Annotated in this window: 21 protein-coding genes; 14 read left to right on the top strand and 7 right to left on the bottom strand. The window is 64.4% G+C overall.

The annotated features are described in order from the left end of the window. The first annotated feature begins 29 nt into the window (after nucleotides 1–29). The 3 genes from tilS (at nucleotide 30) to ftsH (ending at nucleotide 3,504) form a co-directional block, all read left to right on the top strand. Entirely contained in the window at nucleotides 30–989 is a 960-nt protein-coding gene (gene tilS / locus LZ496_RS10650) for a tRNA lysidine(34) synthetase TilS (RefSeq protein WP_249904659.1), read from the top strand. Nucleotides 990–1,070: 81 nt separating this feature from the next. After that, nucleotides 1,071–1,412 carry a hypothetical protein gene (locus tag LZ496_RS10645; protein WP_249904658.1) on the top strand — a complete coding sequence of 114 codons (342 nt, stop codon included), beginning with the start codon at nucleotides 1,071–1,073 and terminating at the stop codon, nucleotides 1,410–1,412. Nucleotides 1,413–1,548: 136 nt separating this feature from the next. Next, nucleotides 1,549–3,504: an ATP-dependent zinc metalloprotease FtsH gene (gene ftsH, locus LZ496_RS10640; protein ID WP_249904657.1), complete on the top strand. Its 1,956-nt coding sequence runs from the start codon at nucleotides 1,549–1,551 to the stop codon at nucleotides 3,502–3,504. Between the two features lie 6 nt (nucleotides 3,505–3,510). Here ftsH and LZ496_RS10635 read toward each other — a convergent pair whose 3' ends face one another. Beyond that, entirely contained in the window at nucleotides 3,511–4,545 is a 1,035-nt protein-coding gene (locus LZ496_RS10635) for a DUF3667 domain-containing protein (protein ID WP_249904656.1), read from the bottom strand. Between the two features lie 66 nt (nucleotides 4,546–4,611). Here LZ496_RS10635 and LZ496_RS10630 point away from each other — a divergent pair, with 66 nt between their 5' ends. Genes LZ496_RS10630 through LZ496_RS10595 form a run of 8 tightly spaced genes read left to right on the top strand, consistent with a single transcriptional unit; the run spans nucleotide 4,612 to nucleotide 10,108 of the window. Beyond that, nucleotides 4,612–5,232, top strand: a complete 621-nt coding sequence (locus LZ496_RS10630) for a nicotinate-nucleotide adenylyltransferase (RefSeq protein WP_249904655.1) — start codon at nucleotides 4,612–4,614, stop codon at nucleotides 5,230–5,232. Nucleotides 5,233–5,242: 10 nt separating this feature from the next. Next, nucleotides 5,243–5,647, top strand: coding sequence for a ribosome silencing factor (gene rsfS, locus LZ496_RS10625; protein WP_436286469.1), 405 nt, complete (start codon nucleotides 5,243–5,245; stop codon nucleotides 5,645–5,647). Between the two features lie 4 nt (nucleotides 5,648–5,651). Beyond that, nucleotides 5,652–6,074 (top strand): 23S rRNA (pseudouridine(1915)-N(3))-methyltransferase RlmH, encoded by a 423-nt coding sequence (locus LZ496_RS10620; protein WP_249904944.1) that lies wholly within the window; start codon nucleotides 5,652–5,654, stop codon nucleotides 6,072–6,074. Next, nucleotides 6,074–7,261 (top strand): murein hydrolase activator EnvC family protein, encoded by a 1,188-nt coding sequence (locus tag LZ496_RS10615; RefSeq protein ID WP_249904654.1) that lies wholly within the window; start codon nucleotides 6,074–6,076, stop codon nucleotides 7,259–7,261. Before LZ496_RS10620 ends, LZ496_RS10615 begins: the two co-directional genes overlap by 1 nt. A 34-nt stretch (nucleotides 7,262–7,295) precedes the next feature. After that, nucleotides 7,296–8,630, top strand: coding sequence for a S41 family peptidase (locus LZ496_RS10610; protein ID WP_249904653.1), 1,335 nt, complete (start codon nucleotides 7,296–7,298; stop codon nucleotides 8,628–8,630). Then, nucleotides 8,630–9,118, top strand: a complete 489-nt coding sequence (locus LZ496_RS10605; protein ID WP_249904652.1) for a disulfide bond formation protein B — start codon at nucleotides 8,630–8,632, stop codon at nucleotides 9,116–9,118. Before LZ496_RS10610 ends, LZ496_RS10605 begins: the two co-directional genes overlap by 1 nt. 44 nt (nucleotides 9,119–9,162) lie before the next feature. Further along, entirely contained in the window at nucleotides 9,163–9,654 is a 492-nt protein-coding gene (locus tag LZ496_RS10600; RefSeq protein ID WP_249904651.1) for a demethoxyubiquinone hydroxylase family protein, read from the top strand. Nucleotides 9,655–9,709: 55 nt separating this feature from the next. Next, complete coding sequence (locus LZ496_RS10595; RefSeq protein WP_249904650.1) at nucleotides 9,710–10,108, top strand: hypothetical protein; 399 nt, start codon at nucleotides 9,710–9,712, stop codon at nucleotides 10,106–10,108. Nucleotides 10,109–10,189: 81 nt separating this feature from the next. Here LZ496_RS10595 and LZ496_RS10590 read toward each other — a convergent pair whose 3' ends face one another. Continuing rightward, nucleotides 10,190–11,947: a DUF885 domain-containing protein gene (locus tag LZ496_RS10590; protein WP_249904649.1), complete on the bottom strand. Its 1,758-nt coding sequence runs from the start codon at nucleotides 11,945–11,947 to the stop codon at nucleotides 10,190–10,192. A 112-nt stretch (nucleotides 11,948–12,059) separates the two neighbouring features. On the opposite strand from LZ496_RS10590, the gene msrA reads away from it, so the two are divergent. After that, entirely contained in the window at nucleotides 12,060–12,731 is a 672-nt protein-coding gene (msrA, locus tag LZ496_RS10585) for a peptide-methionine (S)-S-oxide reductase MsrA (protein WP_249904648.1), read from the top strand. A gap of 9 nt (nucleotides 12,732–12,740) precedes the next feature. Here the strand turns inward: msrA and LZ496_RS10580 are convergent, their stop codons facing one another. The 5 genes from LZ496_RS10580 to LZ496_RS10560 form a co-directional block, all read right to left on the bottom strand. After that, entirely contained in the window at nucleotides 12,741–14,894 is a 2,154-nt protein-coding gene (locus LZ496_RS10580) for a TonB-dependent receptor (RefSeq protein WP_249904647.1), read from the bottom strand. A 96-nt stretch (nucleotides 14,895–14,990) separates the two neighbouring features. Further along, nucleotides 14,991–16,328, bottom strand: coding sequence for a cytochrome P450 (locus LZ496_RS10575; RefSeq protein ID WP_249904646.1), 1,338 nt, complete (start codon nucleotides 16,326–16,328; stop codon nucleotides 14,991–14,993). Then, nucleotides 16,325–19,747, bottom strand: coding sequence for a chromosome segregation protein SMC (gene smc / locus LZ496_RS10570; RefSeq protein WP_249904645.1), 3,423 nt, complete (start codon nucleotides 19,745–19,747; stop codon nucleotides 16,325–16,327). Before smc ends, LZ496_RS10575 begins: the two co-directional genes overlap by 4 nt. Before the next feature lie 22 nt (nucleotides 19,748–19,769). Next, nucleotides 19,770–20,513, bottom strand: a complete 744-nt coding sequence (locus tag LZ496_RS10565; RefSeq protein ID WP_249904644.1) for a thioredoxin domain-containing protein — start codon at nucleotides 20,511–20,513, stop codon at nucleotides 19,770–19,772. Nucleotides 20,514–20,518: 5 nt separating this feature from the next. After that, nucleotides 20,519–21,073, bottom strand: coding sequence for a DUF721 domain-containing protein (locus tag LZ496_RS10560; protein ID WP_249904643.1), 555 nt, complete (start codon nucleotides 21,071–21,073; stop codon nucleotides 20,519–20,521). Nucleotides 21,074–21,100: 27 nt separating this feature from the next. Here LZ496_RS10560 and LZ496_RS10555 point away from each other — a divergent pair, with 27 nt between their 5' ends. Both LZ496_RS10555 and nudC read left to right on the top strand, forming a co-directional pair. Beyond that, complete coding sequence (locus tag LZ496_RS10555) at nucleotides 21,101–22,135, top strand: A/G-specific adenine glycosylase (protein WP_249904642.1); 1,035 nt, start codon at nucleotides 21,101–21,103, stop codon at nucleotides 22,133–22,135. Continuing rightward, the gene (nudC, locus tag LZ496_RS10550; protein WP_249904641.1) at nucleotides 22,125–22,985 is read left to right on the top strand and encodes an NAD(+) diphosphatase; all 861 of its coding nucleotides are present in this window, start codon (nucleotides 22,125–22,127) and stop codon (nucleotides 22,983–22,985) included. The genes LZ496_RS10555 and nudC overlap by 11 nt, the downstream gene beginning before the upstream one ends. Nucleotides 22,986–23,045: the final 60 nt, after the last annotated feature.

The raw sequence follows: 23,045 nt of genomic DNA, 5'->3' as shown, positions 1-23,045 counted from the left end.
TGGATGCCAGCCTACGCTGGCATGACGTAATGGCTACAGGGCCGCCTCCCGATCTCGTCGATCGCTTCGCCGCCGACCTGGGTGCGCTTATCGCCAAGGACGTGCGACTTGGCGTCGCAGTTTCGGGCGGTCCCGATAGCCTGGCGCTGCTCCTGCTGGCCTTCGCGGCTCGGCCGAACAGGGTCGAGGTCGCGACTGTCGATCATGGCCTCCGTTCCGAGAGCGCTGTCGAAGCCGAAATGGTGGCCGATGCCTGCGCCCAGCTCGGCGTGCCGCATCGGACGCTGGTTGCCGACTGGCCTGAGGCGCCGACAACCAATCTCCAGGCCGAAGCGCGGGCGATGCGCTATCGCCTGCTGAACGAATGGGCGATCGAGCAAGGCCTGGCGGCGATTGCGACGGCCCATCATGCCGACGACCAGGCGGAAACCCTCCTGATGCGCCTGATGAGGGGCGCGGGGGTCGGTGGCCTTGGCGCCACCCGGGCCAGGCGACCATTGTCGGAGCAAGTCATGCTGGTCAGGCCGCTGCTTGGATGGCGGAAGGCGGAACTGGTGGGACTTGTCACAGGCGCCGGCCTCGATCCCGTCGACGATCCAAGCAACCGCGATCCACGGCACGACCGAAGCAGGATCCGCAGCTTGCTCGACAATGCCGACTGGGCCGATCCCGCGCGGATGGCGGCGAGCGCCTCGGCCCTTCGCGACGCCGACGAAGCACTCGACTGGGCGCTTGCCCCGCTTATTGGATCGCGGATCAGGCAGGATGGCGGAGGCTTGGTAATCGAACCATTCGACCTGCCCCGCGAACTCAAGCGACGCCTCTTGCTGGCGGCCTTCGCTGAACTCGCTGCGCCGCCGCCCCGCGGACCCGACGCGATGCGGGCATTGGACGCGCTTGAGCGAGGGGAAACGGTGACGCTTTCCGGCCTGAAGCTTGAGGGCGGATCACGGTGGCGGCTGAGCCTGGAACAGCCCCGGCGGAGCTGAGGGAAATCCCCAATTGTAAATCGGGAACTTTGGGACCAGACCAAGCGCTGTTCCTACCGAGCGGGCAAACAGGGAGGAACCATGGCTCGCTTTGTATGCCTTGCGTTGTCTTCGATGCTTCTCGCGGCCCCGCTTCAAGCGCAGGTCGCGAAGGATCGCGCCCCCTCGCCCTCCCCCTACCACGTTACGCAAGAAGAAGCGCCGCAGCGCAGCTTCGATATCATCGACGATACCGCCGATACCAACTCGTCAGGCAAAGGCAGCCGGATCATCGCCGGAACCGAGGTGATGGCGAACACGTCGGTGGGCTTTGGAATGTTCGGCGAAAAGGCCGACCCTCCCGAGCATACGAAATCGATCAACCGCGACTATTCTGTGCCGAAATCGCGCAAGGCCGCGTTCGGAGTCGCCCTTCGATTCTAGCCGCGAAGATGGCCTCACGCGCTCGTCTGAACGCTGTTCCATTGTCATTAAGGGTAATGCGCCTATTTTAAGGGCTGCCGAAAACCGCACGGTCTTGGGCCAGTGTATTTCGGTCAATCCAATGAGGGACGATTAGGTGGACGAAAAGCGCAACGAGAAGAAGCCCGGCAACCCCTGGACCAAGTCGCTACTGATCTGGCTGGCGGTGCTGTTCGGTTTGGTGCTGTTCGTCCGCGCTTTCGACAGCGGCAGCGCCGCGCAGGGCGACCCCCTCGCCTATTCGGATTTCGTTCGTCAGGTCGATGAGGGCAATGTCCAGTCGGTGACCATCGCGACGTCGGCTGTCGGCAATGTCACCGTCAGCGGCAAGATGACCGACGGCAAGTCGTTCCGCACCGTCGCTCCCCCCAACACCAACGTCGCCGACCGGCTCGTTTCCAAGGGCGTCGGCGTCGCGGTGAAAGCGGAAGAGCAGTCGAGCGTCTGGCTGATCCTGCTTTATCAGTCGCTGCCGTTCCTGCTGATCCTCGGCATCAGCTTCTTCGTCATGCGGCAAATGCAGAAGAATGCCGGCGGCGGGGCCATGGGGTTCGGCAAAAGCCGGGCACGCATGCTGACCGAAAAGCAGGGACGCGTAACCTTCGCAGACGTGGCCGGCATCGACGAAGCTCGTGAGGAGCTTCAGGAAATCGTCGAGTACCTCAAGGACCCGGGCAAGTTCGCTCGCCTCGGCGGCAAGATCCCCAAGGGCGCTCTGCTGGTCGGCTCGCCCGGTACCGGCAAGACGCTTCTGGCCCGCGCCATCGCGGGTGAGGCGGGCGTTCCATTCTTCACCATTTCCGGTTCGGACTTCGTCGAAATGTTCGTCGGCGTCGGCGCGAGCCGCGTCCGCGACATGTTCGACCAGGCCAAGAAGTCGGCGCCCTGCATCGTCTTTATCGACGAAATCGACGCCGTCGGCCGCCACCGCGGCGCCGGTCTCGGCAATGGCAATGACGAACGCGAGCAGACCCTCAACCAGCTGCTGGTCGAGATGGACGGCTTCGAGGCCAATGAAGGCATCATCATCATCGCCGCGACCAACCGTCCGGACGTGCTCGATCCGGCGCTGCTGCGTCCGGGCCGCTTCGACCGCCAGGTCGTCGTTCCGCGTCCCGACATCGACGGACGCGAACAGATCCTGCAGGTCCACATGAAAAAGGTGCCGCTGGCACCGGACGTCGACGCGCGCATCATCGCTCGCGGAACGCCGGGCTTCTCGGGCGCCGACCTCGCCAACCTCGTCAACGAGGCCGCGTTGCTTGCCGCCCGCAAGGGCAAGCGGCTGGTCGCGGCACAAGAGTTCGAAGAGGCCAAGGACAAGGTGCTGATGGGCACCGAGCGCAAGTCCATGGTCATGACCGAGGACGAGAAGAAGATGACCGCCTATCACGAGGCCGGTCACGCCATCGTCGCGCTTCATGAGCCGGCTTCGGACCCGATCCACAAGGCGACGATCATCCCGCGGGGCCGTGCGCTGGGCATGGTGATGCGTCTGCCCGAGCGGGACAATTACAGCTACCACCGCGACAAGATGTACGCGAACCTCGCTGTCGCCATGGGTGGCCGTGTCGCCGAAGAAGTGATCTTCGGTTACGACAAGGTCAGCTCCGGCGCTTCATCGGACATCAGCTATGCGACCGGCCTTGCCCGCGACATGGTGACCCGCTGGGGCATGTCGGACGCGCTCGGCCCGCTGCAATATGCGGAAGCCGATGAGGAGGTGTTCCTCGGCTATTCGGTCAATCGGCAGAAGAACATGTCGAACGAGACCGCCCAGGCGATCGACAAGGAAATCCGCCGCATCGTCGAGGCCGGCTATGATCGCGCCAAGCTGCTGCTGACCGAACATGGCGACGAGCTGGAAACGCTGGCTCAGGCGCTGCTCGAGTTCGAGACGCTGAGCGGCGACGAGATCAAGACGCTGCTCGACGGCGGCCATATCGATCGCGGTTCAAGTTCCAAGCCGACCATTCCGGCAGCGGGCTCGTCGATCCCCAAGTCGAAGCGGCCGAAGCCGGGTATCGGCGGCGCAGCTCCCGCCGGGGCTTAAGGCTCCCTACATCGTTCCGATCGCAACCGTCGCGGCCAGGAATATCCCGGCCGCGGCGAACGAGAACGACACCAATGCAATGGTGCGCATAATGGCACTGAAGCGGCCGAGCTCATAAGCGCCCTTTAGGTGCCGGTACATGTGGAACGGCGGGACGAAGAACAGGAAGGCGGCCAGCGCTGTCCAGCCCGCCGCGACCAATATGCCTGCAGCCACGACCAGCATCATCATGAACGACAGCGAGTAGGTGACGAACACAGTGTGGTCGTAGAGGTTGTGTTTCCTTCGCAGCGGGAACAGCAGCCACAGGAACGGCACGGAGATCGGGATCAGCAGCCAGCTGTATTTCGATGCGGCTTCCTGGATCTTCAGCGATACGAGCGCCGGGTCTTCCTTTGCCTGTTCGACCAGTGGCCGGACCCATCCGGGTGTATCGGGGTCAAGCTCTCCCTGAATGATCGGGCCGGTGACGGCCTGCTGGCCCTCGGCAATATCCCGCTTGCGCCTGGCGATCTTGCGGTCGATTTCCTCCAATGCGCCTTTGGCAATGCCCACTTCCTTTCGCTTGGCCTCCAGCTTGGCGAGCGCTTGCTGGTCGGCGGCGAGCTCTTCCTGCATGTCCACTTTGAAAGCTTCGGGATCCGCATTGAGCGCACCGGTGAAGTTCAGCACCGCGAACATGGCGAAGACAGTGAACAGGTAGAGCGCAACTGGCGAAATGAACCGGGCCCGCTCGCCGGCGATATAGCGCCGCGTCATCTCACCCGGATGCCAGGCGAGCATCGGCAAGGTCCGCCATATCTTGCCTTCGAAATTATAGAGACCCTGGACGAAGTCGAACAGGAAACCGCGAAGCGACCGGTGCACATGCGATTTCTGGCCACAGGCGGCGCAGTAGGGGCCGACCAGCTTCGTTCCGCAATTCAGGCAGTTCTTCTCATGCGTATGGCCGTCATCGACGGCCTCGCCCGCCTCCGGCTCGACTGCGCGCGCGAGCATCCCGCCGGTCACGGCATCGCCGATCGCTTCGAATTCGCCCATTCAATTCCCCCTGGTGAGCTTCCCGCCATCTTACGCCCGCATGGCACCACGTGCTAGCCACAGGCCATGCCACGGCTAATCGGTCTACTTGGCGGAAGCTTCAACCCGGCCCACCGGGCGCATCGGGCAGTCAGCCTTGCGGCGATGGACGCGCTTGGCCTCGACGAAGTCTGGTGGCTGGTCTCGCCCGGCAACCCGCTGAAGGCCGGCGCAAAGGACATGGCGCCATTCGAAGCCCGTGTTGCATCCGCCCGCGCAATGGCGCGGCGAAGCCGGATCAAGGTCAGCGACTTCGAGGCGAAAAACGGGACTCGCTATACGGTGGATACGGTTGCCCGGCTGATCCGCCGATGGCCCCGGCACCGCTTCATCTGGCTGATGGGCGAGGATAGTGTGGCCGAATTCCACCAGTGGAGGCGCTGGCGCGACTTGGTGCGCATGGTGCCGATTGCGGTAATTTCGCGCCCCGGCTATGATGACGATGCCCGAGCGGCTCGCGCGACGGGCTGGTTGCGACGGTTCGTCCGCCCCGCAAGCCAGGCGCGACATTGGACGGAATGGAGTGCACCGGCGATTATCTTCCTTCGCCTGCCACCCGATCCAACCTCTGCCACCCGGCTGCGCGCAATCAATCCACATTGGCACCGCCGCTTCGCTTCGAAGCTCTCCCGGGCCGTCCAACAATAGAGGAGTAACTTTGGCCGATCCCGCTAATGCGTCCGCCGTTCCGACCAAAGAGGTCGACGTCGAGGCGCTGCATAGCCTTGTCATGCAATCACTGGATGACGATCAGGCGGTGGAGATGGTCACCATCCCGCTGGCCGGAAAGTCGTCGATTGCCGACCATATGGTCATCGCATCCGGCCGTTCTTCACGGCAGGTGGCGTCGATGGCGAACAAACTCGCCGACAAGATCAAGCAACAGTTCGGCAAGATCGTTCGCATCGAGGGCCTACCGGTAGCCGACTGGGTGCTGATCGATGCCGACGACGTGATCGTGCATCTGTTCCGCCCGGAGGTTCGGACCTTCTACAATCTCGAGCGGATGTGGGCGTTTGGCGATGAGTCCGCTTCAAAGGCGGCCTCTGCGCCCTCCGCCTGACGAGGTGCTGATCCACATCATCGCACGCGGCAAGATCGGCCGCTCGCCCGAGGCTGAGCTGGTCGATCGATATCTGAAACGCATCCAATGGCCGACGAAAGTCACGGAATTGCCCGACAAGGGCGGTCTTTTGCCGGATGCACCGCCAAACTCAGTAACAATCGTCCTGGATGAGCGCGGCAAGGCGCTATCGTCGATGGAATTCGCCAGGAAAATCGAGGGTTGGCGCGACAATGGCCGGCGCGAGGCCCGCTTTCTGCTTGGCGCCGCCGACGGACATGAGGAGGAATTGCGCGGCAAGGCGGACCTGCTGCTGTCATTCGGCCCCGCGACCTGGCCTCACATGTTGGCGCGCGCGATGCTGGCCGAGCAGCTTTTCCGAGCGACCAGCATCCTCGCCAACCATCCTTATCATCGGGAGGGGTGATGCGCCGGAGGTCCGCCTGCCTGCTGCTTGTCATCCCGGTCCTGCTGTCGGCCGCGAGCGCGCCGGTTATCACGGTGACGGAAACCGCCGATGCGGCGCTGGCACGGGCGCGAACCGAAGCTGGCCAGGCGGCGAACCGACTGACCAAGCTGCAGGCCGAGGCCGCGCGCGCGGGCAGCGAGGCGGATCGGCTGAAATCGCAACAAGCCGCTGCGGCGGCGGCGATAGAAGAAACTGAAGCGAAGATCGCCGAGCAGGATGCCGAGATGCGGCTTGCAAGAGCGCAGATAGTGCTCGCCGAGCAGCGACTGGCAGTCAGGCGTGCTCCCCTGGCAGCGCTGCTGGCCGGTCTCGCAACGATGGGCCGGCAACCGCCGATCCTGGCCCTTGCCGACCAAGGCTCGGTCGAGGAAATGATCCGCGTCAAGGCGCTGCTGGATGCGACGATGCCGGTCATCGAGCGGCGCAGCGCCATGCTCCGCAACGACGTTGAGAGTCGGAGGCGGTCGGCCGACGCGGTCGATCGCGTTCGAAGCGAATTGGCCGCGAGCCGGACGCTGCTTGACCAACGGCGCCAGCGATTTGCCGAGCTGGAGGCTGCCGCGACCGATCGGGCCGCCCAGCTCGCCGGCGAGGCTTTCGGCGCAGGAGACCGGGTGCTGGCGAGCGATGAAGCAGTGGCGCTGGCCAGCAGCACCGCGGAAGCGGACCGTTCCGCGCGAGCCGCGGCAGCCCGGCTGACTGACCTGGAATTTGCCCCCGCGAGGCCGATGCGCGGCGATTCGGCGCTTCCGCCGTCCGATTTCGCTTACAGCCTGCCGGTCGAGGCACCGTTGATCGAGGGGCTTGGATCGGTCAACAAGGCCGGAATTTCGTCGCGCGGACTGAGATTCGCCACGTCGAGAGGGGCAGCGGTGGTTGCTCCCGCTGAAGGCGAAATCGTATTCGCGGCGCCATACCGGGGCAATGACGGCATTGTCATCATCGATCATGGTGGCGGACGAACCAGCCTGTTGTTGGGAGTTTCCAGCGAAAAACCGCGCGGATCAAAGGTCCGTCGTGGAGAGTTTATCGGGCGAGCGCTGGGCCCGCTCGGCGTTGAATTGCGGCTAAACGGCGTACCCCAATCGCCGGCCTTAATCGCAGCTTCATCTGTTCCGCTGTCAAATGGCGGCAACAGCCGCTAAATTGCGACGCGACGGACTGACAGGAAATTTAGTCATGGCACCCCTTTCGAAGCTTCTCCCTCCCCTGGCACTGGTCGGCGCACTGGCCATGGTCCCGGTGGCGACGACCGCATTTGCCGCCGCGGAGACCGATACGCAGAAGGAACTCGAAACCTTCTTCAGCGTGTTCGAACGGGTCCGTGCCAACTATGTCGACAAGGTCGACGACCATACGCTGATCAAGGGAGCGATCGACGGCATGCTGTCGGCGCTCGACCCGCACAGCAGTTATGCCGAGGCGTCCGACTTCACCCAGCTTCGGACGACGACCGAGGGCAATTACGGCGGCCTTGGCCTCACCGTCTCGACAGAGGACGGCGCGGTGAAGGTAATCGCCCCGACCGAGGATACCCCCGCGGATCGCGCCGGGATCAAGGCGGGCGACTATATCACCCACATCGACGGCGAGTTCCTGTACGGCTTCTCCCTGGATGAAGCGGTCGACAAGATGCGCGGCAAGCCGGGAACGACCGTCAAGCTGACGATTGTGCGCCCAGGTCGCGACAAGCCCTTCGATGTCAACGTGACCCGCGAACGGATCGAGCTTCGACCCGTGAAGTGGGAAGTGAAGGACAATGTCGGGATCATCAACATCAACGGCTTCTCGGCCAACACCGGTTCGCTGACGCGCGAAGCGCTGGTCAGCATCGATAAGTCGACCGGGGGCAAGGCCACCGGCTACATCGTCGACCTTCGTTCCAACCCGGGCGGACTGCTGGACCAGGCGATCGAGGTCAGCGACGCGTTCCTGGAGCAGGGCGAAATCGTGTCCGAGCGAGGCCGTGAGGCCAACGATATCGAACGCTTCTATGCGAAGCCCGGTGACCTCGCGAAGGGCAAGCCGGTGATCGTCCTGGTCGACGCCGGTTCGGCCTCGGCCGCGGAAATCGTCGCCGGAGCGCTGCAGGACCATCGCCGGGCGGTCGTCATGGGCGAGCGCAGCTTCGGCAAGGGCTCGGTGCAAAGCGTGATCCAGACCGGACCGCAGTCGGCACTTCGCCTGACCACCGCGCGCTATTACACGCCGTCGGGCAAGTCGGTTCAGGCCGGTGGCATCGATCCGGACATTTCCGTGCCGCAGCTTAGCGACGAGGATTACAAGTCGCGTCCTCGCCTCCGCGAAGCCGACCTTCGCCGCCACCTGGTCAGCCAGGCCCAGGTCAAGGACGAGGTGCTGGAGGATGAAAGCCAGCCCGATCCGCGTTTCTCGATGACCTATGCGGAGCTTGAGAAGAAGGGCGTCAAGGACTTCCAGCTCGATTATGCGCTGAAGGCCCTGAAGCGGCTTGCGCCGCCGCCGGTGCAGCTGGCCAAGACGGCCTCGCGTTAATGCTGGCCCCGCCCCTGTCGGAAGGCGCGTCGCGCCTCAAACAGGCTCGCCTGCTCGCCTTGCTCATTCCGGCGGGACTGCTCGGCGGGGCATTATTCTCGCAATATGTCGGCGGCCTTTATCCGTGTGAGATGTGCTACTGGCAGCGCTGGCCGCATGCGGCGGCGATATTGCTGGCGATCGGAGCATACCTGTCGCGGTCCAATCTTAAGCAATCGCGGATTCTGGTGATGTTAGCGGCCTTGGCCGTTGCTATTTCCGGAGCGATCGGAGTCTTCCATGCCGGCGTCGAAATCGGCTGGTGGGAAGGTATCACCCAATGCACCGCCACCGGCGCGACCAGCCTTCAGGACATCATGAATGTCCCGCTCGTCCGCTGCGACCAGGTCCAGTGGGAGTTCCTCGGCGTCTCGATGGCCGGATGGAACGCGATCATCTCGCTGGCGGGCGCCGCGGCGATCGTCGCGCTGGCGCGCAAGGGCGCATGACCGGGGGCTGGAGACCTGGCGACAATCGTCCCGACCGGGAATCGATGCTGCGCGTCAACCAAGCCGGCGAATATGGTGCGACCCGTATCTACGCCGGACAGCTCGCGGTGCTTTCGCGAAGCTCTACGGCCGCCCACCAGGTTGCCCGGATGGCGGCCCAGGAGAAGCGCCACCTTGAGCGGTTTGACCGCCTGATGGCCGATCGGCGCGTTCGCCCGACCGCGTTGCAGCCCTTCTGGAGTGTCGCCGGCTTCGCGCTTGGCGCTGCAACGGCGCTCATCAGCGAGCGGGCGGCGATGGCCTGCACCGACGCCGTCGAGACGGAGATCGACCGCCATTATTCGGAGCAGCTGGCAGAACTGGGCGACGACGATCCGGAGCTGGCGGCGGATATCGCCGAGTTCCAGGAGGAAGAGCTGGAGCACCGCGAAACCGCGCGCGAACATGGCGCACAGGATGCCATCGGCTACCCTCTGCTGCATGCGACGATCCGGGGGTTTTGCCGGGTAGCAATCGAATTATCGAAGCGGATATGACGGAACTGGAACGGCGATTCGACCGCTTTTCCTGATGCAAAGGAACCATGTAACCATGTCGAGACTGCCGTCCCTGACCCTCGCCACGGCTGCGCTTGTCTTGCCGACGCTGGCCGTGCCCACGCCTGCCCTAGCGCAGCGCGTCAACGAGATCATCGTCTATGGCACCGATCCCTGCCCGCGTTCGACGGACGATGAAGTCGTGGTCTGCGCCCGCAAGCCGGAGAGCGAACGCTTCCGCATCCCGGAGAACCTTCGCCAGGGCGGATCGCTGCAGTCGCGTCAGGCCTGGGCGAACCGGGCGATCGCGTTCGAAACCTATGGCAAGACCGGCATCAACAGCTGCTCGCCGGTCGGCCCGGCTGGCTTCACCGGCTGCAGCCAGCAACTGGTGAACCAGGCGTTCAAGGAACGCCGCGAAGAGACCACGGCTATCGTTCCGCCGGAGGAATAAGAATTCGTCATCGCGAGGTGCGCAGCACCGTGGCGATCCAGTGTGGATTGCCGCGTCGCCTTCGGCTCCTCGCAATGACGGCTATGGCCGGGCCTGCTCTGACGCGATCCAGGCGTTGATCTGCGCTTCCAGCGTATCGAGCGGCACCGAGCCCTGACCCAGCACCGCGTCGTGGAAGCGGCGCAGGTCGAATTTCGGCCCAAGCGTCTGCTCCGACTTCGTCCTGAGCTCGCGGATCTTCAGCTCGCCAAGCTTGTAGGCCAGCGCCTGCCCAGGATTTGAGATGTAGCGGTTGACCTCCGCATCGATATTGGCGTCGGTCAGCGTCGTATTGTCCTTCATGAACGCGACGGCCTGCTCCTTGGTCCAGCCCTTGGAGTGGATGCCGGTATCGACCACCAGCCGCGAAGCCCGCCACATTTCATAGCCAAGGCGGCCCATGTCCTTCTGCGGCGTGTCGTAGAGGCCCATTTCGATGCCCAAGCGCTCCGAATAGAGGCCCCAGCCCTCCACGAAGGCGGTGAAGAAGGCGGTGTTGCGCCGCCATTCCGGCATCTCCAGCTCCTGCTGGAGCGCGATCTGCATATGATGGCCCGGAACCGCTTCGTGCACGGTCAGCGCCGGAATCTCCCAGAGCGGCCGTTGGTCCAGCTTGGACGTGTTGACCAGATAGAAGCCTGCCAGGCCAGCCTGTGGGCTTCCCGGCTGATAGCGGGCAGTCGTGTCCCCCGGCGCGGTCGCCGCCGCCATCGGACGAATGCCATAGGGCAGCCGCGCCAGGCGGCCGAACAGGCTCGGCATTTTCCCGTCGATCGTCTTGGCCATCATCGAAGAGGCCGCGAGCAGCTCCTCCGGCGTCTTGGTGAACCATTTGGGGTTGGATCGCATGTCGGCGATCATCGCTTCGCGGCTGGCGAACCCGGCCTTGCTTGCGACCTGCTCCATCTCCGCCCTGATGCGCGCCACTTCGCGAAGGCCGATCTGGTGGATCTCGTCAGGCTTCAGGTTGGTCGTGGTCTGCTGCCGGACCTGGAAGGCATAATATTCCGGACCCATCGGCATGGCCGAAACGCCGACCGACTGGCGGCACTTGCCCTTGAGATCGCGGTCGTAAAGGTCGGCAAAGGCCTGGTAGGACGGATTGACCTTGGTCGTGATGACCGTCTTGGCGCGCGCCTGGAGACTGGCCCATTCGCCGGCAGCTATGCCTTCCGGCCGCTGCGCCGTGAACGGTGCATAGAAGCGCGACTGGTTGATGTCCGGCGTGATGTTGCCGGTGATCGTCGAGGCGAAGTTGGTCATGGTGACGCACGGCTGGACATAGCCTTCGCGCGCCGCCTTCAGGCTGATCTCGCCATAGCTCTTCATCCGATCGGGAACGAGTTCGAGCCGGGCGAGGTAATTGTCATAATCCCTGGCGGTGCGGAACGGCATGCTGTCCGCCATGCCGGCGAGGAAGTCGTGGTAGCTTCCAAGCGTCGAATAGAGCAGCTGGCGCTGGCCGTAGCGATTGGCCTCGACCGCGTCCTCCAGCTGGCGCTTCAGGATGGCCCGATTGGCTTGTTCCGACGCCGGCAGGGAAGCCGCCGGGATCGCATCCAGCCGCTTCAGGAAAGCGGCGGATTGCGCGGTCTGCCGGTCCATTTCGGCCAGGCTAAGCGGGCCAAGCTGCCGGTCATAGTTGGTGACGCCGACCTGCGTCGCGAACAGAGGCGAATCCTTCAACGTTGCCGCCCAAAACTCGTCCTGAAGTTTCTGAAAATCCTCGGTCGGCCCGGACAGAGCGGGCGCGCTCACCGCAATCATGGTGGCTGCCAAAAGTTGCCAACGAAGCCGCATGTTCGTTCCTCCCCTGATTTTGTGCCGCACAGTAAGCGACGTTCGCCGGCTCGCAACTACCGTTTCGACGAAAGCGGGTGGTTGCCGGGCACCGCCGGGAGTAGATTGCACCATGGCTATGAAACAACGGATCGCCATTGGCCTTGCCGCCGCGACCGCGGCGATTGCACTACCGACCTTGGCCAGTCTCTCCGGAAAGGCGGAGGCAGCGGCCGTGCCGCCGCCCCAACTGAACGAGCGCGCCACGGGTAATCGCGAGGTGGCCGTGCTTGCCGGAGGCTGCTTCTGGGGCGTCGAGGCCGTTTACGAACATGTGAAGGGCGTCTCGGACGTACGCTCGGGATTTGCCGGCGGCGACCGCAAGTCCGCGACGTATGACAAGGTTTCAGGCGGCGGGACGCGCCACGCGGAAGCGGTTCGGATCGTCTACGATCCCAAGGTCATTGGCTATGGCGACCTGCTCCGCATCTTCTTCGCGGTCGTTCATGACCCGACTGAGGTCAATCGGCAGGGACCCGATGTCGGTCCGCAGTATCGATCAGCCATCTTCCCGCAATCGGAGGGGCAGGCGCGCGTCGCCCGCGCCTATATCGCCCAGCTGTCGAAGCAACACATCTTCCCCAAGCCGATCGCAACGAAGCTGGAGCAGGGCGCCTTCGTCGCAGCGGAAGCCTATCATCAGGATTTCATGCGCAAGAACCCGACGCACCCCTATATCGTCTACCACGACAAGCCGAAGGTGGCCGCGCTGAAGCGCCAGTTCCCGCTGTCGTGGAAGGGTTGAGGTGGGCTCCTAGAACCCGAACCTCACCGCAAACCGGGCCGTGGTTGGCGCGCCCGGCGCGATATTATTGTCGTTGTGCGCGGCCGCGAAATAATCGGCGCCGAACAGATTTTCGACATTCAGCTGCGCTTCGATCTCGTCGGTGATCGAATAATAGAGGGCGGCGTCGAAGCGGGCATAGCCAGGCAGCTTCACTGTATTGCCGATCGAAGCGAAGCTCTTGGACCGGGCAACCGCACCGACACCAAAGCCGAACTGCTGCGACACATCGTAGCGGGTCCACAACGAGAAGCTGTGGCGCGGAACCAGCGGAACATTACAGGTGGCTACGTCAGGATTGCAGGCGGTGGTCCGCTCGCGCACCTCTGCCTTCTGCCACGCATAGCCGGCGGAGATCTGCCAATTATCGCTGATGCTGCGTTCCAGCCCGAGCTCGATGCCCTTGCTGCGCTGCTCGCCGGTCAGAATGTCGGGCTGGCCCGCGACGGGATTGGGCGCGCGGGTGTTGGACCGATCGAGCTGGTAGACCGCAGCGGTTGCCAGCAATCCTTCGATCGGCTCCCACTTCGCACCCAGTTCGAAGTTCACGAACTTTTCCGGCTTCAGCGATTCCGTCGTCACCGTCAGCGAGCTGAACTGGTCGCCCGATTGCGGCAGGTATGAACGGCTGTAGCTGGCATAGAGCGAGAGTTTCTCGACCGGCTTGAACACCAGGCCGAGACGCGGCGACCAAAGCTCGTCCTTGCGGCTGAACTCGGTACCCGCGCCATGGAAATCGTCGACGTCCAGCTTGAAGCTGTCGAACCGGAGACCGGCGACGATCTCGAACATCGGGGAGATCCGGATCTGGTCCTGGATATAGACGGCCGCGACGGTCGCTTCGGTCTTGTTGTTGGCGTCACTTGCTAGGTTTGCATAGGTGACGTCCACATCGACCGTGGGGTCGGTCAGCGGCACCCAGTTCTGGCCGGCAAAACTTCCGCTCTTCCTGAGATTGCGTGAATCCTGCTTTGCAAATTCGAAGCCGACCAGCAGCGTCTGGTCGATGCCTCCGAACTCACTGTCCCAGATGAGATCGGTCTGGGTAATGAAGTTTTCGCGGTCGTTGCGGCTGTTGTAGGCGCCGAGCGTCACGCGCTCCGGCAGTAGCAGGGTCGCAGGCAATGCGGCGCCGGCCGGATAGATGTTCTGATAGAATTTGTCGTAGTGTCCGTAGAGCGTCCGGTTGCGGAGCTTCAGCCCTTCGCTGAACTGATGCTCGATGGCGAAATTGACGAGGTGGACGTCGGCCTTCGAATAGCTGTCATCCGGATCGCCGAAGAATGTGTTGTCGAAACCCTCGATCGGTTCGACCGGGTTGTCGACCGTACCCACGCCGCCTCGAACGTCGGACGGAACGCCGCGGTCGGTGGTGCGGCGGTCGTGCAGATATTCGTAGCTCAGATCGATGCGTGTGTTGGGCCCGACCATGAAGCCGATCGTCGGGTTGATGCCATAGCGCTCCAGGTCGACATGATGTCGGAAGCTGTCGCCATTTTCGTACATGCCGTTGACCCGAAGGCCGATGCCTTCGCCGAGCGGCTGGTCGATGTCGGCGGTCAGTCGGACGCCGCCATAGCTGTCGCCCGCCGCCACGACTTCGCGGTGGACATGGAGGGTCGACTGCTTGGTGACGCGGTTGACGATCCCGCCGCCGCCGCCGCGGCCGAAGATCATCGCATTGGGTCCCTTCAGCACCTCGACGCGGTCGACATTGTAGAAGTCGCGGAAATATTGGACGTCGTCGCGCAGCCCGTTGACGAAGAAGTCGGCGGTCGTGTTGTTACCGCGCAGCGTCACCTGGTCGCGGTTGGCCTCTCCGGTTCCGGTCGATGCGCCCGGCACGAAATACATGACGTCGGCGATCGAGCGAAGCTGCTGATCCTCGATCTGCGCTTCCGAAATGACGGTCAACGTCTGCGGGATATCCTTGATGTCCGTATCGGTCTTGGTCGCCGTGCTGGTCGACTTGACGCCATATTCCTCGCGCTGGCCGATCACCACGATCGGCTCTTGAAGGTCGGCCGCCTCTACGGATGAAGCCTCCGCCGCCACCTCGGCTGCCAATGCGGGCGCCGCGAAAACGGTGGAAACGAGCAAGGCGGCGACAGATGCGCGGTACATGTAAGAAATCCCCTTTGGCCTGAACTGGCCTTGGGATTGCGACTAGCGATACTGATAGTCATTCGCAATAGCGAATCTAGGGCGTAACGAAATTGTCTATCGACGAGCTTCCAGCTTCAGCGGCAACCCGCCCTTGGGACGTAGGGTCACCATTCCCGCAGCCTCGGCGGGATGGCCGATGTCGACGAAGCGCCATTTGCCGAGCCAATGCGCGAGGATGGTCAGCGCCTCGGTTGTAGCGAACTGTGCCCCGACGCAGGTTCGCGGACCCGCGCCAAACGGCAGATATTGGAAGCGATGCCGACCACGCTTCTCGGCGAAGCGCTCGATATCGAAGGCGTCGGGATCATCCCACAGCTTGCGGTGGCGGTGGAGAATCCAGGGCCAGATCGAAAGGACGTCGCCGGGCTCTACTTCCTCCTCGCCTAGCTTGTCGTGGCCGACCGCCTGCCGGTCGAAGCGCGGCACGGGCGGATAGAGTCGAAGCGACTCACTCAGGAAGAGCCGCAATCGGGGCACCCGCTCGGCCACGTCGGCGCCTTTCGACAGCGCCGCTTGCGCCTCGAGTGCGAGTTCTTCTTGCAAATCCGGCTGGGCGGCGAGCAGGAACAGGGTCCAGCTCAGCGCATTAGCCGTCGTTTCATGGCCGGCGAGATAGAAAGTGGCGGCATTGTCGATGCTGAGCGCTCGGGCCTCTTGTTCCGAAAACTGCTTTCGCAGCGCATCGATCATCCCGGTCAGGAAATCGCCCTTGATGCGGCCATGCCAACGATCATCGACGACCTCGGCCAACGTTTTGCGCAAGTAGATTTGGCCGCGCTTCCCTGCCCTGCCCTTTGGTGTCACTGGAATCTGCGGCAGGCGGAACAGCGCCAGCATCCGCGCTTCGGAAAAGCCTTCGATCGCCGCTGCAATCTGGGCCATGGACTCGTTCGAAATCAGCCGCGGGTCGCCGCCGAACAGGGCAAGCGCGATGATCGTCATCGTCGTTCGCGTCGATTCTGCGGCCATGTCGAGAAGCTGCCCGTCGGACCAGCCTTCCATCGCGCGAGCGGCCGCTTCGACGAAGGTCCCGCGTTGCGCTTCCACTGCCGCGGGCGAGAAGCTTGCCGCAACAATCCGCCGCTGCTCACGCCAAAGCTGGGCGTCGGCAGTCAGTAGCCCTCGGCCGATGATCGGATCGAGCAGTGTCTTGACGATGTCGGGCTTGGCGTAGTTTGCGGCATTGTCGAGCAGCACATGCTGGATGAGGTTCGGGTCGAGCAGGATGTGGACCCGAAATCCAAGGATGTTGCGCTTCAGGTAGCCGATCTCAAAGGCGCGCTGCGACCAGCCGTAAACCGAAGTCCTTGCCCGCTCCCCGAAAAAGCCGCGCCAGGTTGCAACCGGCTTCTCCGGCCTCGGTGGGTATGGCGGGGTGAAAGGGCGGTTCACTCCGCCGCCAATAGCTCCTCGGCACCGCCCAGGTCGACACTGACCAGCCGGCTTACGCCGCGCTCGATCATTGTCACGCCGTAAAGCCGGTGCATCCGGCTCATCGTCACTGCATTGTGCGTGACGATCAGGTAGCGGGTATCAGTTTCGCCGCTCATCCGGTCGAGCAGGTCGCAGAAGCGGTCGACGTTCGCATCGTCGAGCGGCGCATCGACCTCGTCGAGCACGCAGATCGGCGCGGGGTTGGTCAGGAACAGGCCAAAGATCAGCGCGACGGCAGTCAGCGCCTGCTCGCCGCCCGAAAGCAGTGTGAGCGACTGCAGCCGCTTGCCGGGCGGCTGGGCCATGATATCAAGGCCTGCCTCCAACGGGTCGTCGCTTTCGACCAGTTCAAGGTGGGCTTGGCCGCCGTCGAACAGGGTCGTGAACAGGCTCTTGAAGTGGGTGTTCACCTTCTCGAACGCGTCGAGCAGCCGCACCCGGCCTTCACGGTTCAAACTGCCGATCGAGCCGCGCAGCCGGTGAATCGCCTGGGTTAGCTCATCCTTCTCGGCGACATTGGCTTCGCGACTGGTGTCGAGTTCAGAGAGCTCCTGTTCGGCAACAAGATTGACCGGCCCGATCCGTTCGCGCTCGGCTGTCAGTCGTTCAAGATTTTCGCGCTCGACCTCAGGATCGCCCAGCGCGTCGGAATTGAAGCCTAGTTTTTCAGGCAGCAGCGGCGGCGGGCATTCGAACTTTTCGCCGCAGATGCCCGCATATTCCTGGCGTCGGGCGATCTGAGCCTCCGACCGCGCGCTGGCGCCGGCCCGGGCTTCGCGAGCGGCGGCGAAGGACTCGCCGGCTTCGGCAAGCGCTCGACCGGCCACAGCAACGGCTTCCTGTGCATTACGCTCTGCCTCGGCGGTACGGGCGATCTCGGCCTCGCTTTCGCCTGACGATTTCTCAATCCGTTCGATGTCGGCGGAATGGCGGGCGGGCTCATCAACCAGTTCCTCCTGCTCCTCCTCCATCGCCATGGCGCGGGCGGCGGTTTCGGCCAGCCTTTGCTCGGCCTGCAGGCTGCGAGTGCGCCATTCGCCGGATTCCCGTCCAGCGGCGGCATGGCGCTCACGATCGGCAGCCGTTTCGCGTGCCCGGGTCGCGGAGCGGGCACGGCAGTCGGCGACCGCCTCGCCAGCAGCGGACGCCGCCGATCGCGCGGCAATTACTTCAGCCTGCAGCGCATCGGGATCCGGCAGCGCCGCCAGATTGCGCCGCGCGACATCCACCGCTTCCTGCGCAGCTTCGGCCAGCGGCGTCAGATCGGCCCTGCGCTCCTCCAGTCCGGCCCTCTGCGCATCGAGCCGATCCAGAGCGGCACTTGCAGCGTCCCCGGCACGGGTCGCATCGCGCCCGTTCCGCTCCGCCATCGCTGCCGCCGCGCGGGCGGTTTCGGCGGTTTTGCGGTGCTGCTCGACATCCGACACGGCCTGGTCTCGCGCCGCATGCGCAACTTCAACCGCTTTCTCGAGGCCCGGCAGCTGCCGGTCGATTTCCGAAAGCCGATTGGCGCGGAGCAGGCGTTCCGCTGCCGCGGCCCCTCCCCCTACACTGACGAAACCGTCCCAGCGCCGCATCACGCCATCGCGGGTCACCAGCCGCTGGCCGACCGCCAGCAGCTGGCCGGTATCGGCCTCGGCCACGCCAACTTGCGCAAGCCTGCGATGCAGCGCCTTCGGCGCATCCACATGATCGAGCAGCCGCTCAAGTCCAGCAGCCAATGCCGGATCGGCGGTTTGGGCCTCGCTGCCCTGCCACCGGCGCGGCCCTTCGCTGCCGAGCACAGCCTCAATGTCTTCACCAAGCGCCGCCGCCAGCGCTCGCTCATATCCGGGTGCGGCCTTCAATTCTGCGAGGGCAGCGCCACCACCATGGTCGAGCGCCCGGGCCAGCGCATCCCGCTCTGCCTTGGCAGCGCTAAGCGCCGCGCGCGCTGCGGCGAGGCCGCTTTCCGCTTCGTCCCGCGCCATCGCAGCTTCGGCCCGACTTTGCTCGGCATTGGCCAAGGTAGCTTCCGCTTCGGCCAGTTGCCGCGCCGCATCGTCGACGGCCTGCTTGGCCTGCTCGATCTGCACCTTTTCACTCGCGCCGTCGCCGATCGAGGCCAGCTGCTGGCCCAATCGCTCGCTTTCTGCCGTGACGCGCGATGCTTGCGCCTGCGCCGCTTCAAGCGCCGCCTCGGCCACGCGCCGCTCGGCCCGCATCGCCGCTTCGCGGGCCAGCACGGCGGCCAGCGCCGCTTCTGCCTCACGCGAAACTGTTTCAGCCTGCGTCAGTTCGGTGGCAATCCGCGCGGCGATGGTTTCCGCGTCGGCGAGCCGCTCCTCGATCGCCCGCCGCTCGGCGTCCAAGGTCTCGATTGCCTTGGCCGCGTCAGCCTTCAACGCGACTTCGCGTGCCGTTTCCGCCGACAATGCCTGCGCCAGGCGATCCAGCTCGGCCAGCCTCCGCACCACCGTGTCGCGCTTGGCCCGTGCCGTTGCCAGCTCATGGGCGAGGGTGCGGCCTGCATCCCGCGCTGCAATCGCCGCATCGCGCCGTTCCGCCAGTGCCGCGGCGGCCTGTTCCTGAAGCGATTGGGCGGCCTGCATCGCCTGCTGGAGCCGGGCAACCTCGCCTTCGCACGCCTTTGCTTCGTCCGCCGCATCACTCGCGGCCCGATCCGCATCGGCCCAGCGAGCGTAGATCAGCTTACCTTCAGCCAACCGGATCTTGTCGGTCAGTGCGCGATAGCGTTCCGCGGCCCGGGCCTGGCGCCGCAATGCGGAAGCCCGCGCCTCCTGCTCCGTCAGCATTTCGTCGAGGCGCTGGAGGTTGGCCTCGGTCGCGCGCAGCTTCTGCTCCGCATCCTTGCGCCGGGCATGGAGGCCGGAGATCCCCGCCGCCTCTTCAAGCATCATGCGCCGCTCGACCGGCTTCGCTGAAATAACAGCGCCGATCCTGCCCTGACTAACGAGCGCAGGCGAATGTGCTCCGGTCGCCGCGTCAGCGAACAGCAGCGCCACATCCTTCTGCCGGACGTCGCGGCCGTCGATCCGATAGGCCGAACCGGCTCCGCGCTCTATGCGCCGGGTGACCTCGCTCTCGCCCAAACTGTCATTGTCTGCTTCCGCCGCCGACCGCTCGATCAGCAGCGAAACCTCGGCGAAATCGCGCGCCGGCCGCGTCGCGGTGCCGGCGAAGATCACATCCTCCATCCCGCCGCCACGAAGCGACTTGGGGGAACCTTCGCCCATCACCCAGCGAATGGCTTCCAGCAGGTTGGACTTGCCGCAGCCGTTGGGACCGACGACCCCCGTCAGCCCCGGCTCGATCCTCAGTTCGGCCGGTTCGACGAAGCTCTTAAAGCCGCTGAGTTTCAGCCGGCGGAAACGCAAATTGTCGGCCCCCTCGCCTTCATTAGCTGCCCAGAGCTTCCTTCAGCTTGGGCTCCAGGATCGCCCAGTTCGACGTCTGCTCGGCCAGGGTCCCGTTGATCAGGAAGGACGGCGTTCCGGGGATCGAATAGGTCGACACAGCGTCGCTGTTCATCTGGACCAGCTGGTTGGCTTCGGTTTCATTTGCCAGGCACTGATCGGCCTTGGCGCGCGGAACGCCGCGCTGCGCCGCGAAGGTCTTCAGGCCCGCAAGATCGGCGATGGTCGAGAATTGCTGACCCGGAGGCATGGTCTGAAGGCCCTGCAGGGTCGCCTGGTCGGCGGTCTGCAGCTTTCCGATCCAGGTCTTCTGGTCATGGAACATGGTCCGGGTCATGCCGAAGAAATTGGCTTCCCCGCCGCAGCGCGCGAGCAGCGTCGCCGCCATGTCGAACGGGTCGCGGACGAAATTGCGGAATTCCCAGCTGACCAGGCCCTTCTTGACGTAATTGTCGATCAGGGCCTTGCCGCCCTGCTCTTCGAATTCCGCGCAGTGCGGGCAGGTCATCGATCCGAACTCGACCAGCTTCACCTTGGCATTGGGATTGCCCATGACGAAGCCGCCCTCGGCCGACTTGGTGACGACGGTCGACCAGTCGCCATTGTTCGGTGCCGGGACGGGCGCGGCCGTGACTTCGGGCCCGCTGGAATTGGATGCGCTCTTTTCGGCGTTGCAGGCAGTCGCGAGCAGCGCCGCGGAGGCGAGGAACAGGTAAGTGATTCGCATGGGGGTCATTTGCTCCGAATGATGGGAATCGAGGTGGTTGATAAATTGTCGATCGCGGGGGCGCCGCGCGAACCGGCCAGCTTCGACGCAAGCGATTCAAGGCATGCCCGAAGCTCCGGATCGGCGATCTGGCGCAGGCCCTCGCCCAATTCCTTCGGGACTTCCGCCGCGACAGGACGCGCTGGCCCCGGCTCCGCCTTCAGGATGCGGCCCTGGCGGAACACCAGCTTGGCGACCGCTTCATAACCGAAGAAGCGATTGACCCTCTCGATGATCAGCGGGCCAAGATGCTGCATCAGCGGCGCATGCGCGCCTTCGACGGCCAGGGTCAGCGTGCCGCCGGCCTTCTTTCCCTGAGGAAATCGGATCGATTCCGGAGTTGAAACCTTGGCGTAGCGTTCGCCAACGATTTCGGGCCAGCGGCTGACTACCGCGCCCTGGACGAAGCCAAAGCGCTTGAAGCTCGTCCCCGCGATATCGCCAACCAGATCGCCGCACGCACGCGCATGGCCGCGACGGGGCGCTTCTTCTTTGGATTCGGGACGCAGGGGCTTCGCCATTTGGGTCGACCATGCCATAGCCATTTCATGCCCGCCAGTGCTGCAACGCAGCTCATCGACAAACTGCAACCCGCGACGCGGCTGCTCGCTCATTATGACGCCAATGCCAGGGCACTGCCCTGGCGCCGTCCGCCAGGCTCTCCGCCACCCGATCCCTATGTCGTGTGGCTTAGCGAGGTCATGCTTCAGCAAACCACCGTCGCAACCGTAAAACCGCGTTTCCGGCGCTTTATCCAGCGCTGGCCGACGATCGAGGGGCTTGCCGCCGCCGAGGACGAGGCGATCCTCTCGGAATGGGCCGGGCTCGGCTATTACGCCCGGGCCCGCAACCTGATCGCCTGCGCCCGCGAAGTCGTCCGGCGCGGCGGATTTCCGCAAACTGAGTCGGAATTGCGATCGCTGCCGGGGCTCGGCGAATATACCGCCGCGGCGATCGCGGCGATCGCCTTTGGCGAGCAGGCAACCGTAATCGACACCAATGTAGCGCGGGTGATTGCCCGTTACCACGGTATCGATCGCCCCCTCGTCGAGGCCCGCGCTGACATCCGCGTGCTCGCGGAGGGCATGACACCGCCCGATCGAGCCGGCGATTATGCCCAGGCGATGATGGATCTGGGCGCGACGATTTGCCGTCCGAAGCAGCCTGATTGCCCCAACTGTCCGCTATCGTCCGAATGCCAGGCCTGGGCCACCGGCTCGCCGGAACGATTCCCGGCGCCCAAGGTCAAGGCCGCCCGCCCCCATCGCCACGGCCTAGCCTGGTGGATCGAACGCGACGGGGCTGTCTGGCTGGTGCGGAGGCCGGCCAAGGGCCTGCTGGGCGGCATGGCTGCGCTTCCGGGGCCCGAATGGGGAGAGGAATCTCCACCGCAGCCGGCAGCCGCGACGATCAGTCACGGCTTCACCCATTTTACGCTCGACCTCCATATCGTCAGCAAGGCAGAGCCGTTGGCCGAAGGTTGGTGGCAGCCCATCGACCGAATGAACGAGGCAGGCCTGCCGACACTTTACGCCAAGGCCGTACAGGCAATGCTGTCGCGAAAGGAAGCCCTTGCCGCCTGAACCCTTTTTCTCCGGTCCGGGCCTGGACCGTGCCGACCATTTGCGGAGCGCCCCCGATGCCGTCCGCCAACTCGCCCGCCTTCCAGCGGCGCGGCAACTTGCATGGGAGAATGGGGCCCCGGCGATCGGCGAAGCCGGCCAATTGGTCTGGCAAGCCGTTACGGGCGACCCTCCCCTGTTCCTCGGCCTGGACGGCGAGGCGCCTCGCTTCTCCCACCTGCCCGACGGAAGCGCTGCAGTGGACGCCCGCGCGCACTTCCAATTGCTTGCCATGGTCGACGCCGCCGAAGCGCCGACCTTCGCCGCCGCCCTTAGCCTGGCCAACTGGCACCGGCGCCATGGTCATTGCTCCGTATGTGGCCAGGTCACCGAGCCCAATCGCGGCGGCTGGTCGCGCGCCTGCGGGTCGTGCGGCGCCGAACATTATCCCCGGGTCGATCCCGTGGTGATCATGCTTGCGGAGCATGACGGGCGACTATTGCTGGGCCGCCAGCCTCATTATCCGCCGGGGCGCTACTCGGCGCTGGCCGGCTTTGTCGAACCCGGTGAATCGATGGAGGCCGCGGTTGCCCGCGAGCTGAAAGAAGAAGCGGGCATCGACGTCAGGGAGGTCCGCTATCTCTCAAGCCAGCCCTGGCCCTTCCCGAGCAGCCTGATGATCGGTGCCCACGCCGTTGCGATCGATGATTCGCTGACAGTCGATACCAACGAGTTGGACGATGCCCGTTGGTTCACACGGCAGGAGGTAATCGATGCTGTCGAACAGCGCCCCGGCGCCTCCTTTCAGGCACCTCCGCCATGGGCCATCGCGCGCACCTTGCTCGAAGCGTGGCTCGACGGCTTGAAGTAAAGAAGACTGGGCCTTAAAGACCCCGGCAAATTCCAATCATCTTCGGCACGGCCGCACGGG

Origin of the sequence: Sphingomonas caseinilytica, assembly GCF_023516455.1 — a bacterium.
Lineage (GTDB): Bacteria > Pseudomonadota > Alphaproteobacteria > Sphingomonadales > Sphingomonadaceae > Sphingomicrobium > Sphingomicrobium caseinilyticum.
Note: the sequence above shows the minus strand (reverse complement) of the source record. Positions and strands in the feature narration are given on the sequence as shown.

Bases quoted from the DNA above. Each gene is read 5' to 3' on its own strand.
- LZ496_RS10615 (WP_249904654.1), top strand. From the start codon at position 6,074: ATGCGCCGGAGGTCCGCCTGCCTGCTGCTTGTCATCCCGGTCCTGCTG.
- LZ496_RS10600 (WP_249904651.1), top strand. From the start codon at position 9,163: ATGCTGCGCGTCAACCAAGCCGGCGAATATGGTGCGACCCGTATCTAC.
- LZ496_RS10595 (WP_249904650.1), top strand. From the start codon at position 9,710: ATGTCGAGACTGCCGTCCCTGACCCTCGCCACGGCTGCGCTTGTCTTG.
- LZ496_RS10555 (WP_249904642.1), top strand. From the start codon at position 21,101: ATGCCCGCCAGTGCTGCAACGCAGCTCATCGACAAACTGCAACCCGCG.
- LZ496_RS10565 (WP_249904644.1), bottom strand. From the start codon at position 20,513: ATGCGAATCACTTACCTGTTCCTCGCCTCCGCGGCGCTGCTCGCGACT.
- LZ496_RS10605 (WP_249904652.1), top strand. From the start codon at position 8,630: ATGCTGGCCCCGCCCCTGTCGGAAGGCGCGTCGCGCCTCAAACAGGCT.
- LZ496_RS10590 (WP_249904649.1), bottom strand. From the start codon at position 11,947: ATGCGGCTTCGTTGGCAACTTTTGGCAGCCACCATGATTGCGGTGAGC.
- LZ496_RS10645 (WP_249904658.1), top strand. From the start codon at position 1,071: ATGGCTCGCTTTGTATGCCTTGCGTTGTCTTCGATGCTTCTCGCGGCC.
- tilS (WP_249904659.1), top strand. From the start codon at position 30: ATGGCTACAGGGCCGCCTCCCGATCTCGTCGATCGCTTCGCCGCCGAC.
- LZ496_RS10635 (WP_249904656.1), bottom strand. From the start codon at position 4,545: ATGGGCGAATTCGAAGCGATCGGCGATGCCGTGACCGGCGGGATGCTC.
- msrA (WP_249904648.1), top strand. From the start codon at position 12,060: ATGGCTATGAAACAACGGATCGCCATTGGCCTTGCCGCCGCGACCGCG.
- LZ496_RS10580 (WP_249904647.1), bottom strand. From the start codon at position 14,894: ATGTACCGCGCATCTGTCGCCGCCTTGCTCGTTTCCACCGTTTTCGCG.
- LZ496_RS10610 (WP_249904653.1), top strand. From the start codon at position 7,296: ATGGCACCCCTTTCGAAGCTTCTCCCTCCCCTGGCACTGGTCGGCGCA.
- LZ496_RS10560 (WP_249904643.1), bottom strand. From the start codon at position 21,073: ATGGCGAAGCCCCTGCGTCCCGAATCCAAAGAAGAAGCGCCCCGTCGC.
- LZ496_RS10630 (WP_249904655.1), top strand. From the start codon at position 4,612: ATGCCACGGCTAATCGGTCTACTTGGCGGAAGCTTCAACCCGGCCCAC.